Genomic DNA, 21,170 nt, shown 5'->3' on the forward strand with positions numbered 1-21,170 from the left:
GGGCGCATGGGGGCTGGACCGTTCGGGGACCTCCAATTTCACCGGCACCGGAAACCGTCGGGGGGGTATGGGCCCTTCGGGAGGCTGCCCGTGACCCTGAACGTCGTCACGGGGCCTGGCGCGGACGTCGAGGAGCCGGACTGGAAGCTGTTAATCCCGGACCGTGAGGACAAGCGCCACGCCGAGCTTCGAGCGATGGCTCATCGGGAGTGGGGCCGGGTGACCAGCGAGCTGCGCGATGCCGGCACGCTGGCCCCAGTGAACCGCCACGCGATCCAGCGCCTAGTGCTGGCCTATGTCCGATACGATGCGGCTGCCGTGATGGTGATGACCGATGGCGCCGTTGTGAAGTCGAAGACGGGCGTCCCCATGCTGAGCCTCTGGCAGGTCGAGATGCGGCAGGCGGACGGCGATGCCACCACCCACGAGATGGAGCTCTGCCTGAACCCGCGCCGACGCGCCGCGGCGGGCAAGGCGCAACGGAAGGCCAAACGTGCCACGCCGGCCGACGACTACCTCAAGCCCGCCTCCCGAGGCTGACCCCACCACCACCTGGGCGAAGGATGTCGTCTCCGGGCGGATCATCGCTGGCGAGCTGGTGCGGCACGCGGCGGAGCGCCATCTGCGTGATCTGCGCGATGGGCCGGCGCGAGGCTTGCATTGGCGTCCGGAGTTAGCGCGGAAGGCGATCAACTTCTTCCCGGCGGTGTTCACCATCACGGCCGGCGAACTAGAGGGGAAACCCTTTCACCTCCTGCCCTGGCACCTCTTCGCGGTCGGGAACCTCTTTGGCTGGCGTCAGGCCAGCGGTTTGTGCCGGTTCCGGACGGCATGGTTCGAGACAGGCAAGGGTCAGGCGAAGTCGCCGCTGATGGCTGGCATCGGCCTGTACAAGATGGGCTGGTGCGGCGTTCGGCGTGCCGAGGTTTACGCCATCGCCGGCAGCAAGCAGCAGGCGAATGTGCTGTTCAAGGACGCGGTCGGCATGTGCCGCGCGCAGATCCCCGGCGAAGAGGACGGGGACACGCTCGAGGCACGCGGCGAGGTGCTGATCCGCGGCACCGGCGACATGGCATGGAAGATCGAGCACCCGGACAGCGGGTCGTCGTTCACCGCGCTCGCAGACGGCGACAGCGTATCCGGCCCCCGCCCCGTGATGGTCGCCGCTGATGAGATCCACGAGTTCAAGACGGCGGATGCCATCGAACTCTGGGACGCCGCGATCATGAAGATGCCGGGCGATCCGCTGATGTGCCTCGGCACGAATACGCCGGCGGCGGACCAGCTGGTGGCGACCGAGTACTCGGAGAACTGCCAGAACATCGTGAAGGGCATCTTTGTCGAGGATACGACCTTCGCCTTCATCGCCCGCACAGATCCGGGCGACGATCCGTTCAACAACGAGGCGAGTTGGACGAAATCGCTACCGGCCCTGGGCATCACCTTCCCGATCGGGAACATGCGCGCCCAGATCAACAAGTCGCGCGGCCTGGCCTCAAAGCGCAACGCGACCCTGCGCCTCTACTTCGGCGTGCCGGTCGGCGCCTCCGAGTACTGGATCGACGAGGATCTCTGGGACGCGACCTTGACCAAGGTCGACATGGACGAGATGCGGGGGAACCCGTGCTGGCTCGGCATCGATCCTTCTCAGCGCAACGACCTCACGGCTCTGGCCGCGGTCTGGCGGCTGCCTGGCGGGCATTACCGAGCCAAGGTCTTTTACTGGAAGCCGAAGGCGACGCTGGCCGCGGCCACGGCTGAGGATAAGGCGCCCTACCTGACCTGGGCTAGCGATGGCTCGCTGAATGCGGTGCCGGGACAGACGATCCGGATGGGATTCATCGTCGGCGCCGTTCGCGATCTGGTCGCAAAGCACGATGTGAAGGCCCTGGCTTTCGACCTCGCGCACTTCCAGGATTTCCGCGACGAGGCGGAGGCGGCGAGTTTTCCGGTCTGGGAGTTCAAGGGGCCCGAGGAACCATCCGGCTCCGGCTTGATGATGATCCGCCATGCGCAGGGTGCTCGAGGACTGTTCTCCGAGCGGCAACTGTGGATGCCGCGCTCCGTGCAGGCCCTGGAAGACCAGATCTCCGACGGCTCGATCAAGATCGATGACAGCCCGGTGACCCGGTGGTGCTCGGCCAATTCGACGCTGAACAGCGATGGCCAGGGAAACCGCTGGTTCGACAAGAAGCGCAGCCGCGGGCGGATCGATGGGATGACCGCCATTGCGATGGCGCTGGGGGCGGCGATCGGTTCGGCGGGCCCGGCGGGCAAGCGCTCCTTCTGGGATACGGATGAATTTGAGGAGGCGTGATGTCGTTCCTGTCGCGCCTGAACCCCTTCCGACGGGAGGGAAAGTCCAGCTCGTCGCTCGACCTCTTGCGCGAGATCCTCGGCGGTCGAGAGGTGAAGTCCGGCGTCACCGTGAACGTGAAGACGGCGCTGGAGGTCACAACGATCCTGCGGTGCTCCCAAGTCATCGCGGACGGCATCTCGACGGTGCCGCTGAAAATACTCCGCAAGGACAAGGACGGCCGTCGGGTCGTGGCGGACGAGCATTCGCTTCACCAGGTGCTGTCGGTCGCCCCGAATGAGTTTCAGGACTCGGTGCAGTATCGCGAGACGCTGGGCTTCCACCTCGCGCTGTGCCGCAATGCCTTCAGCTACATCAACCGGGTGCGCGGCGAGATCGTGGAGCTCATCCCGATCGAGCCCGGGCGCTGGGAGGTCAAGCAGAACGAGGACTGGACCATCCGGTATTGGGTCCGCGGCAACGACGGCACCAAGCAGGAGATCCCCGCTGGCTCGGTCTGGCATCTTCGGGGCGCAGCCTGGAACGGCTACATGGGCATGGAGGCCGTGCACCTGGCCCGCGAGGCCATCGGCCTCTCCATGGTGCTGGAGCAGTCGCACGCTCGCTTCCACAAGAACGGCCTGCAGACCACGGGTGCCTACTCCGTCGACGGGAACCTAGACGACGTACAGCACGCCCGCCTGACGAATTGGATCAAGAAATACACCGGCGTGGAGAATGCCGGCACGCCGCTCATTCTCGACCGGGCCGCGAAGTGGATCTCCAGTTCGATGTCGGGCGTGGACGCGCAGCATCTTCAGACGCGCAGCTTCCAGATTGAGGAGAACTGCCGCGCGATGGGCGTGCTGCCCATCATGGTCGGGCACAGCGGGGACAAGGCCCCAACCTACGCCAGCGCGGAGCAGATGTTCCTCGCACACGTGGTCCATACCACCCGCCCGTGGCACCGCCGCATCGAGGCTTCCATCAACCGGTCCCTGCTGACGAAGCAGGAGCGCGCGGACGGCCACTACGCGAAGTTCTTCGATGCCGAGCTGCTCCGCGGCGCGGCCAAGGATCGGTCTGAATTCTACGCCCGAGCCCTCGGCTCCGGCGGGTCTCCGGCCTGGATGGAAATCAACGAGGTCCGCGGCTTCGAGGACATGGACGAGGTGGAGTGGGGCAGGGGGCAGCCGACGCCGCCGGCGCCTGAACCGTCTCCCGAACCTGCGAACCCATAGGGGGTGATGATGGACCACATCGAGGTCAAGCTTGCCTCCGACGACGTCGACGCGAAGACCGGCGAATTCGGCGGCTACGGCGCCGTCTTCGGAAACCTGGACAACGGCGGCGACATGATCGAGCGGGGTGCCTTCAAGGACACTCTGCGCGAATGGGAAGCGATGGGCAAATTGCCCCCCATGCTGCTGCAGCACGGCGGGGGCTTCCTCGGTGGCGCCGACGACATGCTGCCGATCGGCCAATGGACCAAAATGGAAGAGAACTCCAAAGGTCTGAAGGTCGAGGGCAAGCTCTTCGCAATGACGACCGAGCGCGGCCAGTATCTCTACGAAGGCCTGAAGTCCGGCGCTCTGGATGGCCTGAGTATCGGCTATCGCGCCAAGAAATTCACCCGCGGTACCCGGCCCACGGAGCCGGCCCGCAAGCTCGAGATACTCGACCTGGTCGAGGTCTCTATCGTGACCTTCCCGATGAACGGCAAGGCGCGCGTGGGTTCGGTGAAGTCGGGCGACCTGACCGACGACGAGCTGAAGAACGAGATCGAGGCGGCCCTGACCAAGCGAGGCGCTGGTCTGCTGAGCCGCTCCGAGGCCCGCGCGCTGGTGCGCGGCGGGCTACCCGCCCTGAAGGCCATGCGAGGCGCTGGTGATGGGGTTGATCCGAACGGGCTGCTAGCCGCTCTGCGCGGCGCCAAAGCCGCCTTCCTCTGACATCTGACACGAAAGGATCGTCCCCATGCCGGACGGAAGCAACATCACGCCTGAGCAGCTGGAGCAGATCACCAAGGAGGTGAAGGGCTTCGGCGACAACGTCGCTGGGCTGAAGGAGAGCCTTCAGCGCGACCTCGAAGCGGTGCGCAAGCTCGCCGAGGAGGCCAAGGGCGCCATCGCTCCCGAGATCAAGTCGCAGATCGATGCCCTGTCCGCCTCCGTGGCCGAGAAGCACTCGGCCATCGAGAAGGGCGTGAAGGGCCTCGGCGACCGCGCCGACGATCTGGAGAAGAAGCTGAACCGGCCTCGCGCCGGCGGCGATGACGACGCCGAGCGCAAGGCGGCGATCGCTTTCCATCGTCAGTCCCTGGCTGTCCGCGGTGAGCTCAAGGTCGGGCGCGACATGCTCTCGGACGAGAAGATCGATTTCGAGGGCATCAAGTCCTACGGCAAGCTCTTCCCGATGTACCTGCGCCGGGACCAGCAGGTGCTGAACGCCGACGAGATGAAGACCATGCTGGTCGGCTCGGACCCGGATGGCGGCTATCTCGTGACGCCCGAGGTGTCGCGCCGCACGCTCTCGGTGATTTACGAGACCTCGCCGCTGCGCGAGCTCGCGACCGTCGAGACCATCAGCACGGACGCCATCGAGTACCCGGTCGACGACGGCGAGGCCGGTGCGGGCTGGGTGGGCGAGACGGAATCGCGGCCCGAGACTTCGACCCCTCAGGTCGGCGTGCAGCGCATCCCGGTGCACGAGATGTACGCCAATCCGAAGGTCACGCAGAAGCTGCTGGAGGACGCCTCCATCGACGTCGAGGCGTGGCTTGGCGGCAAGATCGGCGCGAAGTTCGGCCGCATGGAGGCCAGCGCCTTCGTGTCGGGCAACGGCGTGAAGAAGCCGCGCGGCTTCCTGACCTACGGGAATGGCACGACCCGCGGGCTCATCGAGCAGGTGAACAGCGGCGACGCCAACACCGTGACCGGCGATGGGCTGATCAAGCTGATCTACACCCTGAAGGAGCCCTACGCCGCAGGCGGCGCCTTCCTGATGCGTCGCGCCAGCGTGGCCTCGGTGATGATCCTGAAGGACAGCTACGGTCAGTACATCTGGCGCCCGGGCCTCGAATCGGGCCGACCGAGCACGCTGCTCGGCTACCCGGTGCGTGAGGCTGCGGACATGCCGGCCGTGGCCGCGAGCGCGCTCCCGGTTGCCTTCGGCAACTGGAAGGAGGCGTACACGATCGTGGACCGCCTTGGCATCACCACGCTCCGCGATCCCTACACCTCGAAGCCCTTCGTCCTCTTCTACACGCGCAAGCGGGTGGGCGGAGACGTCACGAACTTCGAGGCGCTGAAGCTCCTCAAGATCTCCACCTGACCCCCTCCGGCCGGGCCCCGGCGCCCTGGCCGACAACCTCATCGGAGGAAGACATGCGCGACATCATGAACAACATCGCTGTCCGCCGGGCCATCGACCCGGCGGTGGTGACCGACAACACGGCCCAGGTGTCCCAGATCATCGACATCCAGGGCTTCGACAGTCTGGCCTTCCTGATCACGCTCGGCACGCTGTCGGACGCGGACGCGACCGCCACCGTGCTGGTGGAGGCGGGCGACGTGGCGAACCTCTCCGACGCCGTGGCGGTGCCCGACGAGGAGTTGAACGGGACTGAGGCGCTGGCGGGGTTCACCTTCGCCGACGACAACAAGACCCGGAAGATCGGCTACGTCGGCGGCAAGCGCTACGTGCGCATGACCGTCACGCCGGTGGGCAATGCGGGGAACATCCCTATCGCGGCGGTCGCCCTCCTGGGCCACGGCGCGACGGTTCCGTTGGCCAATCCGACGCCATAAGCGCCGGCTTCTTCAACCCCAGAACTCAAGGAGGACGCCATGGCTGTGCGAGCCAAGGTCAAGAAGCCTTTTGCCTACGCGCGCGACGGGATCCACTCGCGCCAGATGCAGGTCGGCGAGGTCGACGACTTCGCCGACGACGTGTTCGCCGGCTTGGAGGCGGCGGGCCATGTCGAGAAGTCGGGCGGAGAGGTGACGGCTCCCAACCCCGAGCCCGACTGGTCGGCGCTGGGCGACAATGAGCTCGTGTCGATGATCCGTGCGCACACCGGGGAATCGGTGATCGCCGGCAACATGTCCCACGAGGCGCTGGTCGATATGGCGCGCCGCGCCTTCGGCTCAGGCGTTCCGGTGCCGGGTGCGCCACCGAAGGCTTCGCCCGAGGAGGGAGGGCAGCCAGCGGACGGCAAGGCGAAGCCCGCCGGCAAGGGCCCCAAGGCCTAACCTATGTCGAGCATCCTGACAGTCACGGTCCCGGCGACCAGCCGAATGCTGGCCGACATCGAGACCGTGCGGCGGGAGCTCGGCGTGCCGGATTCCGAGGGTGACGTTTCCATTCAGCGCATGATCCGGGCGGCCAGCTCGGTCATCGAGAGATACTGCCGGCGCGTGTTCGCGCGCGAGACGGTGCAGGAGCTGTTCCGGCAGCGCGATGCGGTCGAGTGCTTCAACCTCAGCCGCTACCCGGTGGTGAGCGTCACCAGCGTTGTGGCCGATGGAGCGACCATATCCGCCGACGAGTATGAACTCGATACCGGGGCGGGGCAGCTCTGGAGCCTCTCCAACGACTGCCGCATCGACTGGCGAGGCGGAAAGGTCACCGTCATCTACGTGGCCGGTTTCGACCCCATCCCGGACGATGTCACCCAAGCCTGCATCACCCTTGTGACCACCTACTACCAGGGCCAGGGCCGCGACCTATCCGTCCGCAGCGAGTCCGCGCAGGACGTGGGCCAGACCTCCTGGCTCGACCCGCGCGAGGGCATGGAGGCGCTCCTGCCGCAGGTCGCCGGCATGCTGGAGCCGTACCGGAGCTTCGCATGAGCCCGAACCTGCTGCCCTATGCCATCCGCTGGCCGCTGCCCCTCGACAAATCGTCGTGGGCGCCGGGCCCATGGCGCGACGAACCTGACCTCGATCACTGGCTGGACGGCGCGACGGGTCTGCCGTGCGTTGTGATCCGGAATCCCTACACGGGCTTCCTGCTCGTCTACGTGGCGGTCGAGCAGGACCACCCTCTGCATGGGGCGGATGTTGACCGGTATTTCAGCTTCGGCGATGCCGAGCCGAACCGGCTGCACCGCCTCATCGACCTCGCAGGCGCGCCATGGGGCGAGGTTGGTCCGATCGGCCACTGGTGGTTCGGCTCTTCGTTCGGCGAGGCATGGAACTTTGCGCCCGCTCCGGACCAATTCAACAACGCGGGCCGCACCACCGCCCGCAGCTACTTCACGATCGACCGCGCGCGCCAGCACGCCGCCGAGGTTGCCGGCAAGATCCAGGAAGCGAAGCGGGCCGGCGTGACCGCGGCAGTGAAGCCTGAGTGTGAGACCTTCGCATGAGCCTCTCCGGCGTGATCGACCGGCAGCTCCGGGCCAAGGGGCGGCCGATGGTGCTGAAGCGGCGGGTCGGCACCGGCGCGACGTTCACCTCGGCGACGGTGCGCGGGTTCCTCGTGGCCTACTCGCCGCAGGAGATCATCGGCGAGGTCAGGCAGGGCGATGCGCGGGTGACGTTGGGCAGCGACACTGGCGCGCTTGGCCTCGTCCAGACGAGCGACGTGCTGGCGGTCGACGGGCAGGACTGGTCGGTCCAGGGCGCCACGGCGCGATACGTCGGCGCCACGCTGGCCGGGTACACGCTCTGGGTCAGGGGTGGCGGGGCATGAGGGTAAGCGGCCAATCTGACGATCCGGACTTCTGGCGGCGATGGATGCGCGAGTGCCCCACGATTCTGCTCGATGGGGTGAAGCAGGAGCGCGTGGTTTCCGCGGACGATGAGCGTGGCGTTGTCGTGCGCATCAAATGCGGTGCCGACGGGCGCCCCGTCATTGATCACGAGATGGGCCGCGTTCTGCACGATGTTCTCGTCGGCAGGGTCGAGATCCTCGGCGAGCGGCGATGACCACGGCCTCCGCCTACACGCTGATCCGGGCCTATCTCGAGGAAAACTGGACGGCCACTCCCATGGCTTGGCCGAACGAGAAGTTCACGAAGCCGACGCAGGCTCCCTGGGTCAACGTGATGCTGCGCGGCGGCCTCTGGGAGCAGATGTCCATCGGCGCCGGCTCGCGGACGGAGAACCGTTGGCAGGAGGAGGGCGAACTGCTCCTCGGCGTGGCGGTCCCCCAAGGCACCGGCAGCCTCGTCGCCCGCGAACACGCCACCGCTCTGTCCGATCTATTCCGCGACGACCCTATCGAGGGCATCGAACTTCAGTCGATCCACATCGACGACGGCGCCGACGCCGAAGACCGCGGCCCCTGGTGGCTGCTCCCCGTCCGCATTTCCTGGCTGAAAGGCTGATCCCATGCTGGTCCTGAAGACGTTCACCACGCCCACGCAGCGCATCCTGGCCGGGACGGATCTGGCCGATGACGTCGTGCTCGACGGGCCGCTCTCGCGCGAGGACTGGCGGCGGACCGGGCATCTGGAGAAGCCGGCCCGGCGCCTGGCAGCCGAGACCACGGCGGGCGTTCCTGCCGCGAAGGGATCCCCTCGGATGATCCCATCCGTCGCCGACCTGACGCCACCGGCTGACGCCGCCGACACCTGACCCTTCGCCGGGTCCGGCCGGCTCGCCCATTCGGCCCTTGGGCAAGGCCGCTGCACCGCCGTGAGGCCGGAGCTTTCCCTCTGAAGGAGCCCCTTCGATGACCGCAACGAATCTGCTCGAATATTCCGGCGTGCGCGAGGCGACGCTCGGCACGACGCCGAACACGCCGCGCATGCGCAAGGCGCGGGTCGTCGGCGAGAGCCTGACCTACGAGCCGATCGCGGTCGAAAGCGACGAGATTCGCGATGACGGCATGACCGCCGATCCGATCAAGGTCGGCGAGTCCAGCGGCGGCGGCACGAATTTCGAGCTGATCTACCCCATGCCGAACACGCTGCTCTCCTCGATCTACGAGAGCCTGTTCCGCAACCCCTGGACGCAGACCCCCGAGCGCGACAACGACGGAACGGCGGACTCGGTGATCACCGGCATCGCGGCCACCGGCGGCGTCATCACCGTGACGACCGGCGCCGCCTACGTGGTCGGCCACCTCATCCGCATGACCGGCTTCACGGCCTCCGGCAACAACGGCCTGCAGCGCGTCACCACCGGCTCGGCCACCGTGCCGGCGGTCGGGAACTCCATCCTCACCGATGAGGCCGCCCCGCCCGCCGCGGCGCGCGTGAAGGTGGTCGGCCTCCAGGGCACCTCGGGCGACATCACTGCCACGGCGACCGGGCTGGGCTCCACGACGCTCGACTTCACGACCTTCGGGCTTGTCCCGGGCCGCTGGCTGAAGATCGGTGCCACCGGCTCCGGCTTCCGCTTCGCGACCGAGGCGCTGAACACCTGGGTGCGCGTCGCCGGCACGCCGACCGCGACCGCCCTGCCGCTGGACAACCTGCCCTCCGGCTGGACCACGGACGACGGCAGCGGCAAGACCCTGCGCGTCTTCTTCGGCGACCAGCTGAAGAACGGCATCACCATCCTCGGCCAGACGCTGCAGCGCGGGTTCAAGGGCCAGACGGTCCCGTCCTACATCGCCCAGAAGGGCATGGTCGCGAACACCGGCGAGTTCAGGTTCGAGACCCGACAGAAGATCACCGGCAGCTTCACTTTCCAGGGCATGTCGGCGACCGAGAGCACCACCTCCCTTGATTCGTCGCCGGACGCCGCGCCCGAGGTGGATGCCTTCCCGATCATGGCCGCCAACGCGAACCTGGGCCGGATTGCCGAGAACGGCGTGCGTCTCACCGCGCCCAACTGGGTGCAGAGCATCACGCTGCCGATCAACAACAACAACCGCGAGATCACCGCGTCGGATGAGATGACCACGGTGGATATCCGCCCCGGCGAGCAGGCGGTCACCCCGACCGTCACCACCTACTTCGGCGATCTCACGCTGAAGGCGAAGGTGCTCGCGATGACGCCGACGAACCTGAACTGGCGCGTCTCCAAGGACAGCCGGGCGCTGGTCTGGGGCCTGCCGCGCGTCACGCCGATGAGCGGCAGCCCGAACGCTGGCGCGAAGAACCAGGACGTCATGCTGCCCATCCAGCTGAAGGCGGGCCGCGACAGCACCACGGCGGCGCACCTGATTCTCGACCGGTTCGAGTTCTACCAGGACTGAACCCCCTCCGGCCTTCGGGCCGTGAGCGCCGGCAACGGCGTGGGGCTGGCGAACCGGCGGGACTCGCCAGCCCCTTCCCGCATCCCGCATCCCCCGAAGGACTATCCATGGCCAAGATCAGCCAGTTCAAGCAGGACAGCCGCGCCATCAAGGAGGGCGCATGGGTCCGCGTCGGCGAGGAGTACGACGACCTCGAGATCCAGACGCGCGGCTTCACGGACGCCTACTACGACGCGCAGGCCTCGCGCCAGCGCAAGGCGGCGCAGGGCCTCGGCGGGGATGTGACCAAGCTCCCCAGCGCGATCCGCCGCGGCATCAACATCGAATGCCTGATCAACCACGTCCTACTGACCCCGCCCGTGCGGAACCTCACGCATGACGACGGCCGTCCCGTCACCGCCGACGAGTTCTTCGAGATGCTGCGCGACGCCGACTATGCGGAGCTGTTCCTGGCCTGCTTCAAAGCGGCCGCGCAGGTCGGCCAGCGCCGGGCGGAGGATCTCGAAGAGGCGAAGGGAAACTCCGAGACGCCCTCCGCTGGCAACTAGGCCAGGCCAAGACAGCATCGTTCCTGGCGGACATCGCGGAAGAGGGTGACGAAGACGCCGCGGCCCTTTTCGCCGGCATCGCGGACGAGGCCGTGCTGGTCGACCCGGCCTGGCACTGGATCTGGCGCGCTTGGTGGCGGTTGAACAGCGGCGACCGGGCATGGATCTCCAGCATGGGGCCGCCATCGCCGCTCAACCTGTCCTGGTCGGTCGTGCAGCGATGGGCCGAGGTGCATCACATGGATGAGGAGGACGCCGCTTTCCTGGACGCCTGCATCCTCGCCATGGATGAGGTCTTCCTGGAGCACCGGGCCGAGAAGGCTCGGGAGGCGGCGCAAGAGGCGGAGGCAGCGAGACGAAAATGAGCGGTTCCGCCTTCTCCCGGTCGGTCGACGTCTTCGTCAGCCGCGAGCTCTCTCCCAAGGCCATGTCCGCGGCGCTCGCGAGGGCAGCCGAGGAGGGCACGGCCGAGCTGATCCGCACCCGCCGGGCCTCGCCGCGGTTCAAGCGCTTCGTAGACGGCGTGGAGGGCGCGCCGGCGAGCTCTGTGAAGCCGGGCGGCGTCATCGTCGACCAGTTCATCTACCTCGGCGACGCGGCCGCCTTCGCGCTGGCCTACCTGCAGGCCCGCTCGCCGGAACAGCGCGTCCGGCAGGGGCCGAAGCACAACACGCCGGCCCGGTTCCGGGACAGCTTCTTCCTCGGCATGGCGACCGGCATCGGCGCCGACGGCAAGTTCGTGAAGGCGAAAAACTTCAACCCGGAGGCTGTGACCGCCGACGTGATGGAGATCATCATCGGCAACACTCAGCCCTTCAACCGGCTGGTGGACGTCCAGCTCGAAGGCGGCAAGCGCATCCGCTTCTCCGTCCCGGCCGACCTCTACAGCGATGCCGCGAAGGCCGTCACGCGCCGCTTCGGGAACTTCGTGAACGCCTTCCGGCGCTACGACGTGCGGTTCCCGGGGCAGTACGTGCTCAAGGGCGGCCGCGGCGGAAAGCCGGTGCAGAGCCCCGCGCTGGTGATCCAGGTGAGGGGTTAGGTGGGACCTGATCGGCTTGAGGCTGAACTATCAGAGACGCCTCAAAATCAGGCTGTAGGCCCAGGTCTGGCGCGCCCCGTCTACGTAACTCATCGTCCCGTAGGCTTCGCTTCCGGAACAGGTCGCTTCGCCAGTGATGCCCGAGCTGTTCTCGTAGCCCCCAATAGCGATGGTCAGCTTCTCGCCACACCCCGTAAGGATCGCCGGACCGCTGTTGCCGAGGAAGCGGCCATGGAGCACCGTGCAGGTGCTGTCACGCTGAACCCGAGTCATGTCAATGTTGAAGCGGCGCACGCTACCGACCTCGTGGGGGCCTGCGGTGGTTGTGTATTGTATATTATAATCCCGCCCAGCGACCAAAAAGCTGTTGCAGTCCGCGATGGCGGGCGTGGTGATTGCTATCGCGGCGGTGGCAAATAATACTTTCCTGAGCATGACTATCTCCCGAGGCTAATGGCCTCTAAAATTGTATGGCGGCGTCAGTTCAGAATCAAATTTTTAATTAATCTGATGTTTAGATGGCCGCGGGCTCCCCGTTGCATTCAGGAGGCTGTCGGCGCCGCGGGCGACCAGGGAGTCCGGGGTGCGAGTATCACGATTTCTTCGCGGGGCGGGTGCGCTGGCGGAAGTGATCATCTGCCAGCCGCGGACCCGTCGACAAATCTGTCGCATCCAAAGCTGCGAGAAAGAACGTGTATAATATCATTATTGGATAATTCACCGCGGTTGCGCGTATCAGCGCCATCCTTCAACAAATTAGCGCACGCTACAGCAAGTGGATTTGCTAAGTGCTCTATGCGATATTCTAGACGATCGATCTTATAATTCAGGTAAATAACGTAGGCGGATGCCGTAACCGCGGCGGTGATTATGGAATAGTTCGTGTTCCAGTTCCTCCAGAAACTGTATTTTTTCGGCGTCGGCGGCGCCGGAGGATTGCTTGGGTCGGTTGCCCGCCGCGTCCTCCTGTTGGTCGCCTGTCTGCCGGATAATGGGGGCGGTTCGTTCATAGTGACCTCGTTGCTGCGCAGCGGCGGTGGGGCGTGCGAGCGGGCTGCTGTCGAGGGCGGGGGTTCGCCCCCGGCCACCTTCATCGCCTGTTCTGCTGATAGCTAGCCCAGCAATTTTCTCGCGCCTGCGCGCCGGTGGCGGCGGCTTCCAGATTGAGCATAGAGCGCGAGCTGTACATCGACGCTTCGATCTGCTGCCCAAGGGCGATGCAGTTGGCCGCGGCCTGCTGATCCTGCTGGGTCTGCCGCTGGGCAGCCTGCTGACCGAGACGTTCCCGGCGGCGCGCTTCGATAGCATCGGATAGGCGAGCTTCCTCTGCTGTGATCGCATTCTCTCGCATGCGGGCATTTGCCGGGCGTCGGGGCGCTCCAGGTTCGGGCGGCAGGGTTGCGGCACCATCCACGTTGGCAACTGCGGCGCGACGGACTGCGGCTGTGTAGTCCGGCGAGGAGGTCATCGCCCTCTCCAGCAGTCCGTTCTCGCGGGTGGACTTGGCCGCATCAAAATCCCGTTGGGCACGCTGGCGAGGGGTGAGGGCGCGCTCGGCGGCTTCGGAAATTCTCGCTGCCCCGCCCGCCCTATAACGCTCATCTTCTCTGCGCATTCGTTCGATCGCAGCAACTTGATCAGGCGCGGTTCCATCACTGAAGCCTGGGTGCCCGCCCGGCGCTTGGCTGCACCCGACAAGCGCCCCCAGCGCCAACACCCCGATCCACTTCACCCCCGATCCTCCCTGAAAGGAGGCAATCATGGCGACTGTCTCCTCCATCACGGAAGCGATATATCGCAGCCGGTTCGAGGACCAGATGACGGCCGGGGCGGCTTCGGCCGCTCGCGCCATGAAGGATCTGGGTGCGTCCGTCGTCGAGACCGAAACGGCGGTCACCAGGGCGACCAAATCTGCGCGTTCGCTGGTCAATGCCAAGGACGAGCTCACCCAGGCGGCAAAGCGGGCTGAGAAGGCGACCCGGGAGCTTGCCTCGGCGGAAACGACCCTGGCCGAAGGTGTCGCGAAGGGCGACGTCACCCAGGAGCAGGCCGCCCGTACCCTGGCGAGGCTTTCGAGCGAAGCCGACAAGGCGAAGGGGCGGCTTGATGCCCTCCGCGCCGCCTATGCTTCGGCCGATGATGCGGCCCGTCTCGGCGCGACCGGCGCCGAGCTCTACGCGGAGCGCATGAATCAGGCGGCGCAGGCTGCCCAGCGCGCTGCGTCCTACCAGGCCTCGATCAACCAGTCTTTGGGCGTGAATCAGCGGGCTGAGGACTACGCCGCTCGCGCCGCGGATATCGCGGCCTACGGAACCGAGCTCGACCGTCTGCGCGCCAAGTACAACCCGCTCTTTGCGGCCCAGCAGCAGTACCGGGCCACCCTGACGGAGATCGCGACGGCCGAGCGCGTCGGGGCGCTGGCGAGCAAAGAGGCTGCTGCGGCCAAGGAGGCGACGAAGGCAGCCTTCGCCAGCCAGGTCGTGGCGATGAATCAGGCCACGTCCGCGACGAAGATCAACACGCAGGCGATCACTGCCGGCGGCCTCCAGCTTCAGGACTTCGTGATTCAGGTCGGGGCGGGGCAGTCGGCTCTGACGGCCTTCGCGCAGCAGGCGCCGCAGTTCCTCGGCATCTTCGGCCCTGGCGGCGCCGTCGCTGGCGCCCTGGTGGCAATCCTCGCTGTCTCCGCGGGCTTCCTGGGCTTGAAGTCGAATTCGGAGCGAGCGCTGGAGGAAATCGCGCGGCAGCAGACGCAGTACGAGGAGACGACCTCGCGTGCGCAGGCCTATGTCGCGGCCCTTCGCGCGCAGGGCGACCAGTATCGCTCCGCCGCCAGCGCCGGCGAGGCGTATCGGGCCGGTCTTCGCGGCGAGGGCGAAACCCTCGTGCAGCTGACCCGCTACTACCAGGGCATGACGGAGGCGCGCCGTGCCTATGAGCAGCAGGGCATCTCGACCTCCGGCCGCCTGCTCCAGTTCAACCAGTTCCAGGTCAACCGAGACCTCAACACCTCGCTGGGCGCGAACCTGACGGGCAGGTCGAGCGCGGCTGGTGCCACTGACATCCTCTCTGATTCTGCGGCTATCGCGGCCGGCGGCGCTGCGACAAGCCGGCCTGACTACGATGCGGCGACGGCCGCCCTGACGCGCTTCCGCGCCGAGAATGATCGCTCCGTCGAGGCGGTTCTCCGGCTGTGGAACCAGCTCCGCGAAGCCGCCGACATGAACGGCGAATACAGCACCTCGATCAACCGGATGATCGGCGACATCGAGAAGCTGATCCCTACGCTCGATCGCCTGGAGGAGGCGCAGCGCCGGCAGCAAAACCGGCAACTCGCGGCGGCCGGCGCGGCGAGCCCGGCGCAGCTTCGCGCCCTGGCCGATGCAGCGGCAGGCGAGATCGGCGGCACGTTCCAGGCGCGCGAGCGCATCCGTCAGCTGCGTGGCGAGATCCGCGGAGGAATGCCCGGCGCGGACGCGACGCAACGGGCGAGGTATAGGTCCTCGCTGCAAGCGCTCAGCCAGCAGGAGGAGGGCCTGACGCCGGCCACCACGCAGATGCTGCGTGGATTGGATGAGCAGGCCAGGCTGTCCCAGGTCGCGGAGGGTGCGGCGCGCGAACTGGCGCAGGCGGAATTGGAGTTGGACCGGGCGGCGCGCGCGGCGGGGCTGGGCCAGGCCAGCGCCACCGAGAAGGCGCAGGCCCGCGCGTTGGTGCAGGAGCGCCTGGACCGGCAACTGACGCAGGCGACCACGACCCTCGATAAGCAGATCGCGGGCGAGCGCGAGATTGGCCAGGCATACACGCAGAGCGCGGAGGGAGGCCGCCGCATGGAGGCCGCCGTTCGTGCCGCGGCAGAAGCGCTGAAATACGGCGCGGAGGGAAGTCAGCAGTACGAGGACGCGCTTCAGCGCCTCACCGAGAAATACGACGACCTCAATCGTGCGTCGGCCGAGCGTCAGGTGCTTCAGCGCAACAACACGCAGACGCGGGACGAGCTCGCCTATCTGGAGCGCGAGCAGGAGCTGATCGGCGCGACGGTCCAGGTGCGCGAACGGGAGCTTGCGGTCCTTCGCGCGCGGCAAGCCGCCGGCGCCGCTGAGGGCACCGACGCCGCACGGGAAGCCGAGCGCCTGGCCGGCCGCATGTCCGACATCCGGCAGAGCAACGAGCAGCTCCGCAACAGCTGGAACGAGCTGGCGACCTTCGGGGAGAATGCCTTCAAGAAGATCGGCGACGCGATCACGGAGGGCTTCGCGCAGGGCAAGATCGAGGCGATCAAGTTCGGCGACATCGCGAAGGCCATGCTGTCCGAAGTGCTCCAGGCGGCGATCAGGCTGGGCGCGGTCAACCCCTTCCTCAATTGGGCATTCGGCGGGAACCGCGGGACGTTTGGCGGGATCACGCAGGTCGCGGGTCTCGGCAATCTTGGGCTCGGTGGAGGAGGCGCCTCGATTGTCGCATCCGACGGGAGCGTCATCGGTCAGATCGGGAACATTGCCAGCGCCAACACGATTGGGCGCGGCATTTTCGGCGGCGGGCTAGGCGGGTTCTTTCCCGAGGGGAGTGCCATCAACACTGGCTGGAGCTTTACCGACAATATCCTGAACGCGTCGCTCTATACGCCGAGCGCGGGCAGCCTGACCTCCAGCGGCTTTTATTCTGGAACAGCGATGTCTGGCGAGGCTGGTGCCTTTGCGGGCGGCGGCGGCTCCACGCTCTCCTCGCTCTCCATCGCCCAGCTCCTCGGTCCGGCGGCAGCTATCGGCGGCGGCATTTTTGGCGCGGTGAATGGCTTCCAGACGGGTGGATTTGGGGGCGCGCTGCAGGGTGTCGGCGGCCTGACCACCGCAGCTACGGGCGCCGGCATGCTCGGCTCGGCGCTGGGCCTATTGCCGGCGCTCGGTGCGCTTGGCCCCATCGGGCTGATAGGCGGTGCGGTGGCGTCGCTCATCGGGGCGCTGATCGGCGGCCCCCGGCCGTCTGGCAAAGGCCAGGAAACGGCAATCAACCTGGACTCCGGCATGGAGTTCGCGCGTGGGTTGACGGGCGATCGCTATTCGTCGGGCAACGCGGAGCAGTCGGCGTCGGCGGCGCGGCAGATCGCGAACTTGGCGAGCCAGCTGGGCGATGCGCTGGGCGGGGTGCGGCTGAACACCTCGGCGGCGGTGGGCGTCACCAGCAGCAGGGGCGACGGGCCGGGTCAGCTTTACCTGCGCGTCGGCGAGCAGCGGAACCAGTTCAGCAACGACGAGGCTGGCGCGAAGTCCCTGGCCGACGAAGCCGCGCGCTTCCTGCTGAACGAGTTCCGGAACGCGGCGACGGGCGACTACAAGGGCATTCTGGACGCGAGCCCGACCGTCGAGAAGCTGCAGGAGAACCTGAGCTTCTACAACGACGTGTGGAAATCGCTTCAGGACGGCACGGATGCCACCAGCGCCTTCGCGCAGTCCCTCAAGTCTGTCCGCGACCAGTACCAGCCGATCATCGACAAGTCGAACGAGCTGTCGCTGGCCACGGACAAGCTGGTCGCCAAGCGCGACGAGGAGATCGCGAAGCTGCAGGGGCAGCGGGACGCGCAGGTGGCCTCGATCACCGGCACCCTGACGGCGCGGGACATCCGCAGCCGGGGCGGAAGTGGGTACGACCAGATCCTCGGCCTGGCCACGGCCGACCGGCTCCGGGGGCTGTCTTCGGAGGCGGACCAGCTGCGCGAGCAGCTCCGCTCGCTCGGCGTATCGAGCGACACCGTGACCGCGACGATGGCGCAGCTGGCCCGCACGCAGGGCCAGGAGTTCTGGCAGAACCGCGCGCAGTCGCTGGCGGAGCTGGACCGCAGCAACGTCACGCGCACCCTGCGCGCCACCGGCCGCGGCAACGAGGCGGACCTGATCGAGTTCGACGCGCAGGCGGCGGCCCAGGTGAAGAGCCTGTCGGACGCGCTGGCGATGCTCGAGCTGGATGCCGGCACGGCGGCCAAGAAGATCGCGGAGACCGAGGCCTCGTTGGCGGCGCAGCGAATCGAGATCGCGCAGCGCGCGGCGGACGAGCTGGGCCGGACGCAGAAGGAGATCGCGGATCAGCAGAAGCAGGGCGCGCAGAGCATCCTCGACTGGCTGAACGGGCAGGCGCTGGGCGGACTTTCCAGCCTCTCGCCCGCGGCACGGCAGCAGGAGGCCGAGCGGCAGTATCGCGAGGCGCTCGCCGGCTCCGATGCCTCTGCCGCCACGCGGGCCGCGGACGCGCTGCTGACGGCCAACCGCGACCTCTACGGCGGCGCCACGCGGGCTTATGCGATCAGCGAGGCCGGCATCCGGTCGGCGGTGGGTCAGTTCGGTCAGCGGCAGGCGCAAGGGGGTGGTGACGCCGCGATCATCACGGCGCTTTCGCAGATGGTCGTGGTTCTGCAGAAGCAGTACGACGACCTGGGGGCGCGTTTCGATGCTCTGGCCCGTGAGCTCCGCGTTGCCAAGATCGATCAGCGCTGATGCTCGGATTCTTCCCCTCCGGCGGGGCGCCGATCTCCGGCCTGCTGATCGAGACCCCGGGCGGCGCCATAGTCTTCGATCCCGCCTCGCTGATCGGCTTCCTCACGGTCGGCGCGCGGGAGCTGCCGATCCTCGCCTCGCTGGACCTGCTGGCGCTGGACGGCGGCTACGTCACCGACGCGGTCATGCTGGTGGAGGTGAGCGCCACCGACGGCGACCTGGTGCTGGAGGGCGCGGCGGATCTGGGGGGGCATTCCTTCGGCCTCGTGCCGGACGGCATCAATCCGCTGGAACTCGCCATCTACCCCCTCGGCCTGCTGCCGGTCTCGCTCACGGGTGGCACGGTCGGGCTTCGCTGGTCGGATCGCGACTGGACCTCGCGAGCGGATGACCCCGATCTGCCCAACACGCATTTCGAGGGCCGGGCCGGCGCGATCTCCTTCGACCGGGCGATTCCGGTCCTCCCCAGCGAGGATCGTCGGCTGGCCGGCGCGCGCGTCGAGGTGCTGATCGACAACACGGACGGCGAGTACGACGGGGTCGAGCGGCGCCTGGCCGTAGATGGACGGGACCTGAGCATCAGCCTGCTCGGCCACCGCAGCCACGCCTACGGCGCCCGCCGCGTGCTGCTGGACGGCCGGGCCAAGCCCTGGCGGGCCGACGCCAAGGCGCTGCGCATCCCGGGCGCCAGCCAGGCCGTCGACCTCGACGTGCCCATGCTGGCCCTGTTCGGCGGCGCCGGCGGCGAGGACGGGGGCGAGCTGCTGAAGGGCAAGGCCCGCATGCTCTGCCTCGGCCTGTGCCGTGGCGTCTCGCCGCAGCTGGTGGACGAGGGGCTTAAGATCTACCTGCTGACCACCCGCGAGGCCGAGGACATCCTGGCCGTCTATGTCCGCGGCGCGGCGGTCACTGCTGGATCCTCGCACGGCAGCTATGCCGCACTGGCGTCAGCCGCCGGCGCGGCCTCGGTCACTGCCGGCACCTTCGACTGGAGCAACACCGAGGACGGTGTGTTCATCGCGCTCGGCAGCACGCCTGACGGCCCGGTCACCTTCGACATCATGGGCGATGCCACCGGCGGCTACATCGAATCGCACGGCGCCATGATGCGCCGGATCCTGACGCTGGGTGGGGCGCGGCTGTCCAGCGCGGCCTTTGCGAGCATCGAGGGGATGCTGCCCGGTACGGCCGGCATCGTGCTCGGCATGGACGGCGGGCAGGTGACCTTTTCGGAGGCCGTGTCTCGCATTGCCGCCTCGGCCTGGCTCTGGTGGGGCGACGGCGGGGACGGCGTCATCACGGTGGGACGTCTCGCGGCCCCCAACGGCAGCGGCGGCGCCCTGCTGAGCCAGGACAACATCCGCGGCGAGGTCGAGGTGATGGAGGCTCCGCCGGTCTACTGGCGCGTCACTGTCGGCTACCGCCCGAACTGGGCGCCGATCTCGGGCGCGGATGTCGTCTCCCCGCCGACCATCACCGAGGAGCGCCGGGCCGAGCTGGCCCAGGGCTCCTACAGCACCGTCGCCGCGCTCTCGGCGCGCCGGACCCGCAACGCCGACGCGGAGGAGGTGACGGTGAGCACGCTCTACGACGAGGAGGCCGACGCGTTGGCCCTGGGCGACAACCTCCTGAGCTTCTTCGCGCCGGGCCGCGGGCAATGGACCGTGCCGATGGGCCTCGCCGGCCTGGGCCTGCAGCTCGGCCAGCGCGTGCGCCTGGAATGGCCACGCTACGGCCTCACGGAGGGGCGGGACGTGCGCGTGGTCGACCATCAGCTGCGCGACCGGGGCGTCGCCTTGACGGTGATGGGCTGATGGCCGCGCTGATCTCCTGGATCAACTGGCTGGACCGGTCGGAGGCCTCGCTGGCGGCGTCCTCGCAGGCAGCGCCGCTGCTGGCCACTCGCCTGGCCGAACCGCCCGTGCGGCGGCGCTGGCGGACGCAGCAGGGCATCACCAGCCCGGTGCTGGACGCGGACCTGGGCCGCCAGCGCGAGGTGGGCGTGCTGGCCCTGGTCCAGCCCGACGACGCCGGCGGGATCGACGCCGATGGCGGGGCGCGCGGGTGGCTGCAGCCCAGCGACACGGTGCGGCACCGCCTGGACGCAACGACGGCCGGCGCCGGCGCGCTGCTCGATACGGGGGCGGTCGCCGGCGGATGGGTGCCCGGCTACGGCATCAGCGTCCTCCGCCTTGTCGCGCCGGTCGCGGCGCGCTTCTGGCGGTGCAACATCGCCGCGCCTTCGCTCGCCACCGTGCCGGGCTCTGTCGACCTCGGCCGCGCGTGGATCGGGCCTGGGTGGAAGCCCTCTCGGGGGAACTTCTCCTACGGCTGGGGCCGTGCCTGGCAGGACGACAGCGAGATCGCCACCAACAAGCGGTCGGGCCTCGACTTCGTGGACGTGCTGCCGCAGAGGCGCGTGCTGACCTTCGCCTTCAACAGCCTGGCGGCGGCCGATGCCGCGCAGATCGACGAGCTCCAGCGTGTCGCGGGCCGCCGCGGCCAGGTGCTGTTCCAGCCCTTCGAGGACAACCGCATTCCTGCCGTGCTCGGGCGCCTGGTCGAGGTGCAGCCGATCACGCAGCCGAACTTCGCGATGTTCCAGGTCGCATTCCAAGTCCGCCAATCGCTGTGAGGCCCTG

At 67.7% G+C, this 21,170-nt stretch carries 22 protein-coding genes; 20 read left to right on the plus strand and 2 right to left on the minus strand.

The window, feature by feature from the left end:
• Positions 1 to 90 precede the first annotated feature (90 nt).
• The 17 genes from AC1ROY_RS32020 (at position 91) to AC1ROY_RS32100 (ending at position 12,040) form a co-directional block, all read left to right on the plus strand.
• Positions 91 to 540 (plus strand): P27 family phage terminase small subunit, encoded by a 450-nt coding sequence (locus tag AC1ROY_RS32020; RefSeq protein WP_493153008.1) that lies wholly within the window; start codon positions 91 to 93, stop codon positions 538 to 540.
• A complete protein-coding gene (locus AC1ROY_RS32025; protein WP_493153009.1) occupies positions 494 to 2,317 on the plus strand; it encodes a terminase large subunit in 1,824 nt (607 codons plus the stop codon). The genes AC1ROY_RS32020 and AC1ROY_RS32025 overlap by 47 nt, the downstream gene beginning before the upstream one ends.
• Positions 2,317 to 3,537, plus strand: a complete 1,221-nt coding sequence (locus AC1ROY_RS32030; protein WP_493153010.1) for a phage portal protein — start codon at positions 2,317 to 2,319, stop codon at positions 3,535 to 3,537. Before AC1ROY_RS32025 ends, AC1ROY_RS32030 begins: the two co-directional genes overlap by 1 nt.
• A gap of 9 nt (positions 3,538 to 3,546) precedes the next feature.
• Positions 3,547 to 4,248, plus strand: coding sequence for an HK97 family phage prohead protease (locus AC1ROY_RS32035; protein WP_493153011.1), 702 nt, complete (start codon positions 3,547 to 3,549; stop codon positions 4,246 to 4,248).
• A 25-nt stretch (positions 4,249 to 4,273) separates the two neighbouring features.
• A complete protein-coding gene (locus tag AC1ROY_RS32040) occupies positions 4,274 to 5,629 on the plus strand; it encodes a phage major capsid protein (RefSeq protein WP_493153012.1) in 1,356 nt (451 codons plus the stop codon).
• A 53-nt stretch (positions 5,630 to 5,682) separates the two neighbouring features.
• The gene (locus AC1ROY_RS32045) at positions 5,683 to 6,105 is read left to right on the plus strand and encodes a hypothetical protein (protein ID WP_493153013.1); all 423 of its coding nucleotides are present in this window, start codon (positions 5,683 to 5,685) and stop codon (positions 6,103 to 6,105) included.
• 39 nt (positions 6,106 to 6,144) lie between these two features.
• Complete coding sequence (locus tag AC1ROY_RS32050) at positions 6,145 to 6,549, plus strand: hypothetical protein (protein WP_493153014.1); 405 nt, start codon at positions 6,145 to 6,147, stop codon at positions 6,547 to 6,549.
• Between the two features lie 3 nt (positions 6,550 to 6,552).
• Positions 6,553 to 7,149 carry a head-tail connector protein gene (locus AC1ROY_RS32055; protein WP_493153015.1) on the plus strand — a complete coding sequence of 199 codons (597 nt, stop codon included), beginning with the start codon at positions 6,553 to 6,555 and terminating at the stop codon, positions 7,147 to 7,149.
• A complete protein-coding gene (locus AC1ROY_RS32060) occupies positions 7,146 to 7,667 on the plus strand; it encodes a hypothetical protein (protein ID WP_493153016.1) in 522 nt (173 codons plus the stop codon). Before AC1ROY_RS32055 ends, AC1ROY_RS32060 begins: the two co-directional genes overlap by 4 nt.
• Positions 7,664 to 7,993 carry a hypothetical protein gene (locus tag AC1ROY_RS32065; RefSeq protein WP_493153017.1) on the plus strand — a complete coding sequence of 110 codons (330 nt, stop codon included), beginning with the start codon at positions 7,664 to 7,666 and terminating at the stop codon, positions 7,991 to 7,993. The genes AC1ROY_RS32060 and AC1ROY_RS32065 overlap by 4 nt, the downstream gene beginning before the upstream one ends.
• Positions 7,994 to 8,037: 44 nt before the next feature.
• Entirely contained in the window at positions 8,038 to 8,229 is a 192-nt protein-coding gene (locus AC1ROY_RS32070; RefSeq protein ID WP_493153018.1) for a hypothetical protein, read from the plus strand.
• Entirely contained in the window at positions 8,226 to 8,630 is a 405-nt protein-coding gene (locus AC1ROY_RS32075; protein WP_493153019.1) for a phage tail terminator-like protein, read from the plus strand. The genes AC1ROY_RS32070 and AC1ROY_RS32075 overlap by 4 nt, the downstream gene beginning before the upstream one ends.
• 4 nt (positions 8,631 to 8,634) lie before the next feature.
• Positions 8,635 to 8,880 (plus strand): hypothetical protein, encoded by a 246-nt coding sequence (locus AC1ROY_RS32080; RefSeq protein ID WP_493153020.1) that lies wholly within the window; start codon positions 8,635 to 8,637, stop codon positions 8,878 to 8,880.
• Positions 8,881 to 8,977: 97 nt separating this feature from the next.
• Complete coding sequence (locus AC1ROY_RS32085) at positions 8,978 to 10,450, plus strand: phage tail tube protein (protein WP_493153021.1); 1,473 nt, start codon at positions 8,978 to 8,980, stop codon at positions 10,448 to 10,450.
• Between the two features lie 107 nt (positions 10,451 to 10,557).
• The gene (locus tag AC1ROY_RS32090; RefSeq protein WP_493153022.1) at positions 10,558 to 10,998 is read left to right on the plus strand and encodes a hypothetical protein; all 441 of its coding nucleotides are present in this window, start codon (positions 10,558 to 10,560) and stop codon (positions 10,996 to 10,998) included.
• Between the two features lie 92 nt (positions 10,999 to 11,090).
• Positions 11,091 to 11,363, plus strand: coding sequence for a hypothetical protein (locus tag AC1ROY_RS32095; protein WP_493153023.1), 273 nt, complete (start codon positions 11,091 to 11,093; stop codon positions 11,361 to 11,363).
• Positions 11,360 to 12,040 carry a hypothetical protein gene (locus tag AC1ROY_RS32100; protein ID WP_493153024.1) on the plus strand — a complete coding sequence of 227 codons (681 nt, stop codon included), beginning with the start codon at positions 11,360 to 11,362 and terminating at the stop codon, positions 12,038 to 12,040. Before AC1ROY_RS32095 ends, AC1ROY_RS32100 begins: the two co-directional genes overlap by 4 nt.
• 30 nt (positions 12,041 to 12,070) lie before the next feature.
• On the opposite strand, the gene AC1ROY_RS32105 is transcribed toward AC1ROY_RS32100, so the two are convergent.
• Positions 12,071 to 12,475 carry a hypothetical protein gene (locus AC1ROY_RS32105; protein ID WP_493153025.1) on the minus strand — a complete coding sequence of 135 codons (405 nt, stop codon included), beginning with the start codon at positions 12,473 to 12,475 and terminating at the stop codon, positions 12,071 to 12,073.
• Positions 12,476 to 13,130: 655 nt separating this feature from the next.
• Complete coding sequence (locus AC1ROY_RS32110) at positions 13,131 to 13,802, minus strand: hypothetical protein (RefSeq protein ID WP_493153026.1); 672 nt, start codon at positions 13,800 to 13,802, stop codon at positions 13,131 to 13,133.
• Between AC1ROY_RS32110 and AC1ROY_RS32115 the strand changes: the two genes are divergently transcribed.
• The 3 genes from AC1ROY_RS32115 to AC1ROY_RS32125 are packed head-to-tail and all read left to right on the plus strand — an operon-like array spanning position 13,801 to position 21,163.
• On the plus strand, positions 13,801 to 18,528 hold the full coding sequence (locus tag AC1ROY_RS32115) for a coiled-coil domain-containing protein (RefSeq protein WP_493153027.1): 4,728 nt from the start codon (positions 13,801 to 13,803) through the stop codon (positions 18,526 to 18,528). The two genes, AC1ROY_RS32110 and AC1ROY_RS32115, sit on opposite strands and share 2 nt — an antisense overlap.
• On the plus strand, positions 18,528 to 20,342 hold the full coding sequence (locus AC1ROY_RS32120; RefSeq protein WP_493153028.1) for a hypothetical protein: 1,815 nt from the start codon (positions 18,528 to 18,530) through the stop codon (positions 20,340 to 20,342). Before AC1ROY_RS32115 ends, AC1ROY_RS32120 begins: the two co-directional genes overlap by 1 nt.
• Positions 20,342 to 21,163: a hypothetical protein gene (locus AC1ROY_RS32125; RefSeq protein WP_493153029.1), complete on the plus strand. Its 822-nt coding sequence runs from the start codon at positions 20,342 to 20,344 to the stop codon at positions 21,161 to 21,163. The genes AC1ROY_RS32120 and AC1ROY_RS32125 overlap by 1 nt, the downstream gene beginning before the upstream one ends.
• Positions 21,164 to 21,170 lie beyond the last annotated feature (7 nt).

This window comes from Roseococcus sp. GW821-FHT12F05, from assembly GCF_058806835.1.